The sequence below is a fragment of the Spirosoma soli genome (assembly GCF_042684525.1).
GTDB classification, from domain to species: Bacteria; Bacteroidota; Bacteroidia; order Cytophagales; family Spirosomataceae; genus Spirosoma; species Spirosoma soli.
This window is the reverse complement of sequence record NZ_JBHULN010000001.1, coordinates 640,047-652,351: the sequence shown is the minus strand read 5'-3', so window position 1 is coordinate 652,351 and position 12,305 is coordinate 640,047. Positions and strand designations below refer to the sequence as shown.

The following is a 12,305-nucleotide window of genomic DNA, read 5'->3' as shown; positions in this document are numbered from 1 at the left end:
CTATAATACTAAGTTGAATAGCTGGGTGAGGAAGCTTCTTTACGATGGCCTAAGTAGTTAACTTACGATATTATAGCTGTTTCCCGACTACGACTAGTTGTAGTCAGGAAACAGCTTCTACTCAACAATTATATACAGATGCGAACTCGGTCGTTTCTAAGCACCGCTTGTACCGCCTTGCTTTTGCTGGCACTAATGGGCTGGCATACCCGCAAAGAAGATAAACTACTCATCTTCCTGAAGAATAGCACCAATCAGCAGGCGGCTTCCGTAGCAGCCGGAACGCTAATGACGTTGGTTACCCAAAATGGAATTAACGTCGACACGACCTCTAATGCCGCTTACATCGCCGAAGATTCGCTGAAAAATTACCGGGCCGTTATTTTCCTCCAAACGTCTCCGGATGTGCTGGATACCTGGCAGCAAAACGATTTTGAGCGGTTTGTGCAGGCAGGAGGGGGGATGGGCCTCGTTAACGCCGGGGGCTTCACGACCTACCAATGGCCCTGGTATAACGACATGCTGTCCGGAGGAAATAGCCCCGCTGATGCCAACAAGCCCATTTTCTGGACTAAGACTTATGATGGCGGCAAGGTATTTTACGCAGCCGCTGGGAATCTTGCCGATCAGACGCTGGCCAGACAGATTACTGATGGTATCAAGCAGTCGATGGAAGGTGCTGCCCTGAACTACCAGAACGCGCATACGGCTCGTACGCCTGAAGAAAATCGCTTTACCTCGACCATACTCGATTCATACATGGAAGAGCCGATCGAGATGGAAGTCATGGACGACGGCCGGGTGCTATTCATTGAACGTAAGGGCAATATCAAGCTTTATGACCCTACAGCCAAAGCCACCAAAATTATTAATAAGCTGCCCGTTCATTTGACCGGCAACTACGAAGACGGCCTGTTAGGTCTTGAACTCGACCCTAAGTTTGAGAAGAACCACTTCGTTTACCTGTATTACTCGCCCGTGGGCAGTAAGCCCGTGCAGAACTTATCGCGCTTTGAGTTTACGGGCGACAGCCTACGCATGGCATCGGAAAAAATCGTAATGCAGGTGCCGGTGCAGCGTGAAACCTGCTGTCATTCGGCCGGTAATGTGTACTTCGGACCGGATGGACTCTTGTACTTATCAACGGGCGACAACACCAGCTCGAAAGAATCCGATGGGTTTTCACCCTTAGATGAGCGCCCCGGTCGGGCACCATTCGATTCACAAAAATCCTCGGGTAATACGAACGATTTGCGGGGGAAAATTCTCCGGATTAAAGTGGCTGAGGACGGTACGTATTCGATTCCAGATGGTAACCTATTCCCAAAAGATGGCTCGCAGGGTCGCCCTGAGATCTATGTCATGGGTGCCCGAAACCCTTACCGCGTCTGGGTCGACAAGCGCGGCTTTCTGTATTGGGGCGATGTAGGCCCCGATGGCGGAACAGCCAGCGAACGGGGACCAAAAAGTCAGGACGAATGGAATCAGGCCCGTAAGCCTGGCAATTATGGCTGGCCTTATTTTGTGGGCGACAACAAAGCGTACGCCGACTTTGACTTTGCCAGCAACAAAGTGGGCGCCATCTTTAATCCTGAACAGCCCGTGAACGAATCGCCTAATAACACGGGAGCTAAAGTGTTGCCACCGGCGCAGAAAGCCATGATCTGGTATCCGTACGATAAATCAGCCGAGTTTCCGATGCTCGGTACCGGCTCCCGGAGTGCCATGGCCGGTCCCTTTTATTACATGAATGACTACAAAAAATCGGATGTCCGGTTTCCGAAGTATTACGACAATAAAATGTTTATCTACGAATGGGCACGTAACTGGATCAAGGTTCTAACCTTCAGCGAGGCTGGCGACCTCAAACAGATCGAATCGTTCTTGCCCACTACGTTCATCTCGAAACCGATCGACATGAAGTTCGGACGCGATGGGGCTATGTACGTGCTGGCATATGGGGCGAACTACTTCGCGCGTAACCCGGATTCGCAGTTGCTGCGTATTGAATACTCGGAAGGAAACCGTCGTCCCGTGGCCAAAATCAGCGCGCCAAAGACTGTAGGAGCCGCCCCGCTAACGGCTAAACTTTCGGCGAAAGAATCGTTCGACTACGACCGGGGCGATAAGATTACCTATCAATGGGAGTCTGGAAACGGGCAGAAGTCGAATGCCGTAGCGCCAACCTTCATTTACGCTAAGCCTGGTGTGTACCGGCCTAAGCTGACCGTCATTGACGCCGAAGGCCAGCGATCCACCACCGAACTCGAAATCAAAGTAGGTAATGAAACTCCACAGGTGGACATTGCCCTAAAAGGAAATCGGTCGTTTTACTTCGACAAAACACCGTTAGTCTACACGGTTAGTGTTCGTGATAAAGAAGACGGTAGCCTCAATAAAGGCATACAGCCTAAGCAGGTAAAGTTCGCCGTTGACTATCTCGCCGAAGGTAAAGATCTCGCGCTGCTGACTTCGAACAGCCAGAACCTGGGCGATGTGGGCGCGAAATACATTCAGGGACAAACGCTCGTATCGAACAGCGACTGTAAAGCCTGTCATGCCATGAACGCCAAATCGATCGGGCCCACCTGGGTCGACGTATCGAAGCGGTATAGCCCAGCCGGGGAAAGTGCCGTGCCGATGCTGGCTAAAAAAGTAATTACGGGTGGCAATGGGAACTGGGGCAAAAACGTCATGTCGGCACACCCACAGCATACCGAAGCCGAAACTAGTGAGATGGTACGGTACATTCTGTCGCTGGCGGCCGAAGCAGGTCAGCGGTTACCGTTAGTTGGCTCTTACACGCCAACTTCAGCGACCGGCGGCAACGAGGAAGGTAGTTACGTAATCTCAGCCAGCTATACCGACAAAGGCAATCCTGTTACAGGGCCACTAACGGGACGGAAACTAATTATTCTTCGTAATCCCAAGGTGCAGGCCGAGACGTATACGAAATCGGCCAATGCTGACCGCAAGCACCAGGATGGTAGCAACCAATCGTGGGTAGGCGACATTAAAGACGGGTCTTATATCGCTTTTAACGAGGTCGACCTCACCGGGATTGCCAAACTAGAGCTGAACGTAGCGGCCATGCCATCGCGGGGCGGCCGCATCGAAATTCGTACGGGCTCGCCGACGGGCAAACTGATCGGCACAGTAAACGTAGGACCGCTTACGGAAGCTAACGCCGGTGCAGGTGCTGGTGGTCGGCGAGGGCCGCAGTGGCAAACTGTTGCGGCTCCAATCACGTCAACTGTCGGCTTAAACGACCTGTTTTTCGTCTTTCGAAATGATGACGTAAAAGATAAAAATCTAATGGTTGTGGACTGGATCTTGTTCGCCAAGAGATAAGCTCGACGGTATGGATAACCTAGCCAGGAAACTGATACTTATTATTCGTTCTGTATAATTATTTTAACAAAAGCTAGTAGCCTTATTCGAGTAACTTCCTTTTATGGTAGTTACCGCAACGGCAGGCTAACGGATCAACCAGTATGGAAAGACGAATCGCAATCAAACAAATGGCTCTGGCAGCTGGGGGACTGCTGGCTATACCTGGCTGGGCTAATGCCTGGACCAAAACTTCGGTGCAGATCAGTTACGGTATTCTAAAACAGAGCCAGGCTGAGACATTGGCAGAGGTTGTTGATACGTTGATTCCAGCTTCGGATAGTTTAGGAGCTAAAGGCTTAGGTGTACCTGACTTTGTGCAGAAAATGATCGCCGACTGCTACGAGCCCGCTGCACAGGAGAGTTTTAAAAAAGGGCTGGATACAGTCGACGTGGTTGCTAAAGAAAGCTTTAATCAACCTTTTTTAACGTGCGATGCTACCCAGCGGGCAGCGGTCTTGCAAAAGCTAGCCACCGCCCCGGAAGCCGACCGAAAAGATTTCTATTCGTTGGTCAAAAACCTGACTATTCAGGGATTCACTACGTCGGAGTACGTAATGACCAAGTTTCTTAATTACCAGATGATACCCGGTCATTATTACGGCTGCGTGCCCGTTCCAACGAAAGCCGTTTCCCAAACCAAATAACGGTTTACGGTGGCTGACGCGTCAGCCACCGTAAACCGTATACCGAATACTTTAAAAACTATGGCATACTTAACTATTGACGCTAAAGCCGCAAATACCTACGATGCCATCGTGATCGGATCGGGTATTAGTGGAGGGTGGGCAGCCAAGGAGTTGACCGGAAAAGGGCTGAAAACGTTGGTGCTCGAACGGGGACGTGACGTCAAGCACGTTACCGATTACCCCACCGCGAACATGAACCCCTGGGAGTTTGAACACCGGGGGCAGGTTCCGTTGGCGGTGCGTGCTCAGTACGGAAAAACTCGGTCGTTCCTGCGGGAAGAGACTCTGCACTGGGCGATTAAACCAGACGAACAACCGTTCGTAGAAGAACAGCCTTTCACCTGGACTCGTGGTTACCATGTTGGTGGTAAGTCACTACTCTGGGCCCGGCAGACGCAACGCTGGAGCGAATTCGATTTTGAAGGCCCAGCCCGCGACGGGTTTGCCGTTGACTGGCCCATTCGCTACGCCGATCTGGCTCCCTGGTATAGCCACGTCGAGAAGTTCGCGGGTATATCGGGCAACAAAGACGGTTTGCCAACCCTACCCGATGGCGAATTTCTGCCACCTATTGAATTAAACTGCGTAGAGACGCATTTGCAGGGCGTTATTGCGCAAAAATACAAAGACCGTCAACTGATTCAGGGGCGGTGTGCCCACGTTACCAAGCCGCAGCCCATTCACACGGCCCAAGGGCGGGCGCAGTGCCAGCACCGTACGTTGTGCAATCGGGGTTGCCCATTCGGTGGGTATTTCAGTAGCAACGCATCGACCCTGCCCTGGGCCGAGAAAACCGGTAACATGACGCTACGTCCTCATTCCGTCGTGCACTCGATCATCTATGATGAGAAGAAAGGGAAAGCATCGGGCGTTCGGGTAGTTGATGCGAATACAATGCAGATGATGGAGTTCTACGCCAACATCATCTTCGTTAACGGATCGGCCCTGAATAGCAATCTCATTCTGTTGAACTCTACCTCCAGTCGATTTCCCAACGGTTTAGGCAACGATAGCGGTTTGCTGGGTAAATATATTGCCTGGCATAATTACCGGGGAAAGATTTCGGCGGAGTACGATGGCTTCCAAGATAAGACCACCGACGGCAGAAACCCTAGCAATGGGTACGTTCCCCGATTCCGGAATGTATACAAACAGGAAACCGATTTCTTACGGGGATACGCCACGGGTGTGGGAGGAGGCCGGGGAATGGTTCAAAACCGGGAGGGAATGGGCCTTGAACTCAAAGAGCATCTGTTGAATCCGCAACTTGGCCCCTGGCATATTAGCGGCTGGATGCAGGGCGAGACGGTTCCATTAGAGAAAAATCATGTGCGTCTGGACCCCAATCTGAAAGACAAATACGGGATTCCGCAGCTCATCACTTCCGCAGGTTGGGCCGAGAATGATGATAAAATGGTCAAGGATTGGATGGAGCAGTTCACCGAAATGTTTACCCTGGCCGGTTTCAAAAATGTGAAGGCTGTGGATACGCATTCTAACCCCGGCTCGGATATTCACGAAATGGGCGGTGTACGCATGGGCAAAGACCCCAAAACGTCGTTGCTCAACAAATGGAACCAGTTGCACCACTGCAAGAACGTATTCGTGACGGATGGAGCCTGCATGACCTCAACGTCAACGCAAAATCCATCCTTGACGTACATGGCCTTTACGGCCCGGGCCGCTGATTATGCGGTGAAAGAAATGAAACGAAAAAATCTATAAGCGTCTCCATGATACACAAAACCACCTATAACTTCTTGGCCTCTGCTGTGCTCGCGATTGGTTTAAGCTGCCTCAGCCTGAGCAGCGTTTCTGCCCAGTCGGGTAAGCCAGTCTATACCTTTCCACTTGGCGTTCAGTCTTACACATACCGAAACCATTTCCCTAAAGATGTTGTCGCGACCTTAGACTTAATCAAATCGTTAGGCTTCACCGAGATGGAAGGGGGCGTTCCGAGAGGCATGTCGGTTGAAGAATTCAAGAAACTACTCGATGAGCGGGGAATCAAGTTAACCTCAACGGGAGGAGGATACGAACAGGTCGTAAAAGATCCCGAAGAAGTAGCGAAACGGGCCAAAGCCCTGGGTGCTTCCTACGTTATGGTCGCCTGGATTCCTCATGAGAAGAGCAACTTCAGCTTGGAGAACGCTAAGAAGGCCGTTGAGGATTTTAACCGTGTTGGCAAAGTGATGAAAGAGAATGGCTTAACCTTTTGCTATCATAACCACGGTTACGAGTTTCAACCCTATCAGGACGGTACGCTTTTCGATTATATCGTTAAGAACACCAATCCAGAGTACGTTTCTTTCGAGATGGATATTTTGTGGGCTACCCACGGTGGCGCCGACCCGGTTAAGCTGTTAAACAAGTACGGCAGCCGCTGGAAGCTAATGCACTTGAAAGACCTCAAAAAAGGCATTAAGGGCGATCTTAGCGGTGGTACACCTCCCGAGAATGACGTTGTGTTGGGAGAAGGCCAGATTGATATGCCTGCTGTGCTGAAAACCGCCAAGAAGGTTGGCATTCAGCACTACTACATTGAAGACGAAAGCAACAAAGAAGATACGCAGGTGCCCCAAAGTATTGCCTATCTTAAGAATCTGAAAGAGTAGAAAGTATCCTTTAACTAGTAACGCAAAAAGGGCCTTGTTGGCCCTTTTTGCGTTAATGAAGCATTGTCTTTAAACTAGGTGATAGCTAGGAATAAGCTAAAATTAGCCCATACATAAGCAAGTTGGTATTACTGATAACCATAGGTCAAGGCTGACTAGTCTAGTGAGCGCGCTACGTCTTAAAAATCCGCTTTAATCAACCTGTAAACTATATTTATGAGTAATAATGCCATGCAATTAAATACGTAAAAAAGTAAATACAGCTCAATGCCGTGGTATTTTAAATTGCCAATATTATATGATTTCAATATACATATCATTATTTGATAAAAAAGTATTATATACTTTAGTGGGGCATATTCTAATTTTGGGTAGTAGTACTTACTCCTAGTTGTAAGGCTTATTTGTGGAGGCTGACGAATGGCAACGTGCCGCTAAAGTCGTCTCAACGATGCCAATCATTCCTGAATTCTAACACCCTAAACCCTTAGCTTTATGAACCGAATAAATCTACTTTATGCATCCCGTCTCGTGAGGCTTACTCCAGGCACTCTATGGTTTAGCGCTTTTTGTGACTAATCGCAACGTAGCCAAGTAGATGGCGATCGGTAAGTGTAACCGCTTTGCGCGACAGAAGCTGTCTGACTCACCTTACCCTGCATAAAAAATCCCCGATTTCAATTCGTCATGTTGAGAAGCTAATTGGCACAACCAGAAACTGTAGTGTTCTCATCGCTTCCTTCTTTCATGCAAAGACGTCATGCGTCTTTTCCAGCTCCTTGCGTACTATTTAAACCAACTTTTATTAAATACACAATGACAGAATTTTTATCATTTTCTAGAATCAGCATGCGTAAAAAGCTGACGGCTGTTACGCTACTGATGATTCTAAGCATCTATAACGTCTTTGCCCAAAGTCGGCAGATCACCGGAAAAATAACGGATGCCCAGGGTAATAGCGGTGTGCCGGGGGTAAACATCACCCTGAAAGGAACAACTAGCGGAACGGTGTCGAACGCAGATGGGGCATACAGCATACCCGTTCCGAATAATGCGGCCACGTTGGTCTTCAGTAGCGTAGGGTATACTGCGCAGGAGGTAGTTGTGGGAACGCAATCGTCGATCAACATTAGCCTTGTTCCGGATTCCCGGTCGCTGAGCGAAGTGGTGGTCGTCGGTTATGGTACGCAGCAACGGAAAGACGTCACGGGGGCCATCAGTTCGGTCAGTGCGGCCCAGATTGAAAAGGTGCCGGTGACCACGCTGGATCAGGCGCTGCAGGGCCGGTCGCCGGGGGTGCAGGTGACCAACAACGATGGCTCGCCGGGCGGTGGTGTTTCGGTACAAATTCGCGGAACGGGTACGTTTGGGGATAACTCTCCGCTGTACGTAGTGGATGGCTACCCTATTTCGGGCGGCATCAATGCGCTAAACCCCAACGATATTGCTTCCATGGAAATCCTGAAAGATGCGTCGGCAACGGCTATCTACGGCAACCGGGCATCTAACGGGGTCGTAATCATCACCACCAAGCGAGGTAAGCAGGGCGGTTTACAAGTTGCTTTTGATGCCTACGGATCAGCTCAGGCAATCCCTAAACTATATAACGTGCTGGACGCGCAGCAGTTTGCTCAGTTTGCTACTGAGATCGCTGACAAAGAAGCCTACCCAGTTTTACCTGAATGGCGTAACCCATCGAGCCTGCGAAATATCGACTGGCAGAAGGAAGTCTACCAAACAGGGTATCGCCAGAACTACAACCTGGCCTTACGCGGAGGTAACGATAAAGTACAGACGTCGTTCTCACTGGGCTACTTCGACCAGAAAGGCGTGGTTAAATTTTCGTATTTTAAGCGCTATAACGGTAGCCTGAACCTGGACTACACACCTAACAAATGGCTGAAGGCGTCGACCAGTGTTAAGTACACCCGCACTGACGGAAACGTGTTTTTCGGAAGCGGTATCAACGGCATTGGTAACCTGACCAAGTTGATTCCAACCATGACGGGCAACCCGCTCACCGATCAGGTGAAGGATGCGAATGGCAATTACGGCTATTACACTAAAGGGGTGTCGGCCGTTGCCGGGAATACGAACGTCATTGCTGATCTGGAAACCCAGGATCGCCAGCAGGTCGGAAATAACCTGCTCACCACCACCTCGCTGGAACTGGCGCTTATGCCGGGGCTGCGCGTGAAAACTAACCTTGGCGTAAATAGCAGCGATAACTCAGGGTATTACTTTACACCGACCAACAACCGGGTATCGCCCGCGACCTTACCGTTTTACTCGCAGAACGCCAATAATACCTTCGAATGGTTGTGGGAGAACACGTTAGCTTTCAACCGGACGTTCGGTAATCATTCCGTTGATTTCGTAGGTGGGGTGTCGGCCCAGAAAAATACCTTTCGCCAGATTGGGGCCAGCGGCAGCGGGTTGATCAGCGATGAACTGCGCAATGTCGGTTCTATCCAGACCGTAACGCCTTATGGTAACCAGCAGACCTGGTCGTTGGCGTCTCAATTTGGTCGATTGACCTACAAGTTGCTTGACCGGTACGTGTTAACCGGTACCGTACGGCGCGATGGGTCATCGCGGTTTGGACCAGGCAACAAATACGGTGTTTTCCCCTCGGTGTCAGCCGCCTGGCGCCTGAAAGACGAGCCGTTTATGGCGTCTGTCAATGCCATTAGCGACCTGAAATTGAGAGGGAGCTGGGGTAAAGCCGGTAACCAGAACATTGGCCTTTTCCAATACCAGGGCACATATGGTTCCGGACCAAGCCGGATCGATAACCGGGGCTATGTATTTGGGCAAACCAAAACGTACTACGATGGACTGGTACTGAACGGCTTACCAAACCCAAACCTGACCTGGGAAAATCAAACCCAAACGGACATTGGCCTGGACGCTGGCTTCCTGAATGGTCGGTTGACCTTTACGGCCGATTATTACGTCCGGACATCGAGTGGCTTCTTGCTAAATGTTAACGTACCTAGCCAGACAGGCTTTAGTACCGCCACTCGCAACGTCGGTAGCATTCAGAACAGCGGTCTGGAGTTAGGATTAGAATACCGGGAATCGAGCCGTGACTTCAAATATGGAATCAGCGCGAACCTAACGACGGTGAAGAACAAGATTCTGAGCTTTGCTGATGGACTCACATCCGTTGGTAACTTCTCTGACCTGGGCTTCCCTAACTTTGGCACTAACCTCTGGACAACCTTCACCCAATCGCAGGTAGGTGGCGAAGTTGGCGCTTTCTACGGATTCCGATCGGCAGGTATTTTCCAGACGCAGGAAGAGATTAACGCCCTGAATGCCGTCGCTGTGACCAACTTCGGAGTAGGCTCTTTCTATCAGGCATCATCGACCTCGCCGGGCGACCGCAAATTTGTCGATACTAACGGCGATGGTAGAGTTGGTGAAGACGACCGCGTGATCATTGGTAGCCCAATCCCGAAATTCTTCGGTGGTGTTAACTTCGATGGCTCTTATAAGCAGTTTGATTTCTCCATGTTCTGGTATGCTTCGGTCGGCAATGATATTCTGAACTACGCCAAGCGGAACCTGGAAAGCCTGGCGACCAACGGTGGTGTTGGGGTTGAAAACGTAAGCGAAGACTTTTATTTGAACCGCTGGACAGAAACTAACCGGTCGACGACCTACGCCAGAGCCGTTCGGGAAGATAAGAGCGGCAACACTCGTGTGTCGGATGTGTATATTGAAGACGGCTCGTTCCTGCGATTACGTAACCTGCAAATTGGCTACACGCTGCCCGCTGCGTTACTGCGCAAGCTGACGTTAAGCCGGGTTCGGGTATACGTGAGCGGCCAGAACCTGTTGACGTTTACGAAATACTCAGGTTTAGATCCGGAAATTGGACAAGTATCTGACCCAAACAATGGTAGTACGAGCGCTACCGTGAAAGGAGTCGACGTTGGTAACTATCCAACATCCCGCTTCTATACCCTAGGCCTGAACGTACAGTTTTAACCCTCTTCAAAAATTGTCTGACATGAAATTTAATAAATATGTATGCCTGCTCGGTTTGCTAGCCGTTTTGTTGCTGCCGACGAGCTGTAAGGAGAGCTTCCTGGAGCAGAAAAACACCCAGGGAATCACCGAAGATGCCCTATTCAAGAAAGAATCCGATGGCGTAGCACTCGTAACGGGCATTTACGATACGTTCCACGATGTTGATTTTACACTGAAAGCGCTGTGGTATCAGGCGAATTTCCTGTCGCAGGATTTTAAGAACTACGGTGCCGACACCTTCTTCGAGACGTATGAAGTAAAAAGCGATTTCGCGGCTTTGGATCTGTTCTGGACGCGGGCCTACCAGGGTATTGCCCGGGCGAACTCGGCCATTCCGATCATTGCCAACATGAAAACTAATAAGATCATGTCGGATACGCTGGCGAACCGGCTCACGGGCGAAACGCTATTTTTGCGCGGGCTTTTTTACTATTACCTGGCATCCAACTTTGGCGGTGTACCGCTGGAGCTGAAAACGGTAACCGACGATGGTCGTCACCCCCGTAACACGCAGGATGAAGTGTTCACCGCCGTTGCGGCCGACATGAAAGCTGCGGCTGAGCTGTTGCCCTGGCCGCAGGATTTAACCGCCGTGAATGTGGGTCGTGCTACAAAAGGGGCTGCGTTAGCTTACCTGGGTGATGCGCAGATGTGGTTGAAACAATATGCAGCCGCAGCCGCTACGTATGAGCAATTGACCAATCGCTACCAACTGGAGAAAGATTTTATTAACATCCATGAATTCAATAATCAGAACGGTAAAGAGTCTGTTTTTGAGATTCAGTACATCGCTGGTCAGGATATGTCGTGGGGGCATACGAATGACTCTCATTGGCTGACGACCTTCGGCATACCGGAAGAGATTTCTCAGTTTGGGTATTGCTACGCTGATAAGAAGCTGTATGATTCGTTCGAGCCGGGCGATACGCGCAAGCTTGCCACCGTGATCGGCCCCGGCGATACGCATCCCAGTCCGGCTATTCAGATTAAAAACTATCCGCTGGTTAAAGAAAAGTGGGGCGGCATCAACACCCTGGGTACCAAAGAAAAGCCCTGGAAAGGTTCTGATAACCTGCGCTCGGGCTACTACGGTGTCAAAACCTGGCGCGATCCGAATGCAACGGGCAATTCGGGGAATCCGGCTTATATCTTCAGTGGGCAGAACTTAATTCTGATGCGCTATGGCCAGGTGCTGTTGAGCAAAGCCGAAGCCCTGGCGAAGAGCGGCAATACGGCTGGTGCGCTGGATGTCATCAATAGCCAGATTCGGAAGCGGGCCGGTTTAGGCGCAGCCAGCGGTACAAACGTTACGTCCATTCTCCTCAATGAGTATCGGCATGAGCTGGCGGGTGAGTTTTCGCTTTGGTTTATTCTGAGACGGTCGGGCGAACATCTGAACTACGTTAAAGAAAAATACGGCATCACCGTGCCTCCTGGAAAAGACCTGATGCCAATTCCGGAAAAGCAGATAGCGACGAACCAGAAACTCGAACAAAACCCGGGGTATAAATAGCTGTCAGGCGTTTGGCTTAGTCTCCAGACTACGTTCAACATCGTGTATTCACCAATAACG

The 12,305-nt window shown here is 50.3% G+C and carries 6 protein-coding genes; all 6 read left to right on the top strand.

Features of this window, described 5'->3' with window-relative positions; genetic code table 11:
* The first annotated feature begins 138 nt into the window (after positions 1–138).
* The 6 genes from ACFSUS_RS02665 to ACFSUS_RS02640 all read left to right on the top strand — a co-directional run bounded on the left by ACFSUS_RS02665 (position 139) and on the right by ACFSUS_RS02640 (position 12,245).
* Positions 139–3,351, top strand: coding sequence for a PQQ-dependent sugar dehydrogenase (locus ACFSUS_RS02665; RefSeq protein ID WP_381518667.1), 3,213 nt, complete (start codon positions 139–141; stop codon positions 3,349–3,351).
* A 143-nt stretch (positions 3,352–3,494) separates the two neighbouring features.
* Positions 3,495–4,037, top strand: coding sequence for a gluconate 2-dehydrogenase subunit 3 family protein (locus tag ACFSUS_RS02660; RefSeq protein ID WP_381518664.1), 543 nt, complete (start codon positions 3,495–3,497; stop codon positions 4,035–4,037).
* A 60-nt stretch (positions 4,038–4,097) separates the two neighbouring features.
* Complete coding sequence (locus tag ACFSUS_RS02655) at positions 4,098–5,804, top strand: GMC oxidoreductase (RefSeq protein ID WP_381518661.1); 1,707 nt, start codon at positions 4,098–4,100, stop codon at positions 5,802–5,804.
* A gap of 8 nt (positions 5,805–5,812) precedes the next feature.
* Positions 5,813–6,694 (top strand): sugar phosphate isomerase/epimerase family protein, encoded by an 882-nt coding sequence (locus ACFSUS_RS02650; RefSeq protein ID WP_381518658.1) that lies wholly within the window; start codon positions 5,813–5,815, stop codon positions 6,692–6,694.
* An 849-nt stretch (positions 6,695–7,543) separates the two neighbouring features.
* Positions 7,544–10,690 (top strand): SusC/RagA family TonB-linked outer membrane protein, encoded by a 3,147-nt coding sequence (locus tag ACFSUS_RS02645; RefSeq protein WP_381518655.1) that lies wholly within the window; start codon positions 7,544–7,546, stop codon positions 10,688–10,690.
* 22 nt (positions 10,691–10,712) lie between these two features.
* Entirely contained in the window at positions 10,713–12,245 is a 1,533-nt protein-coding gene (locus tag ACFSUS_RS02640) for a RagB/SusD family nutrient uptake outer membrane protein (RefSeq protein WP_381518652.1), read from the top strand.
* Positions 12,246–12,305 lie beyond the last annotated feature (60 nt).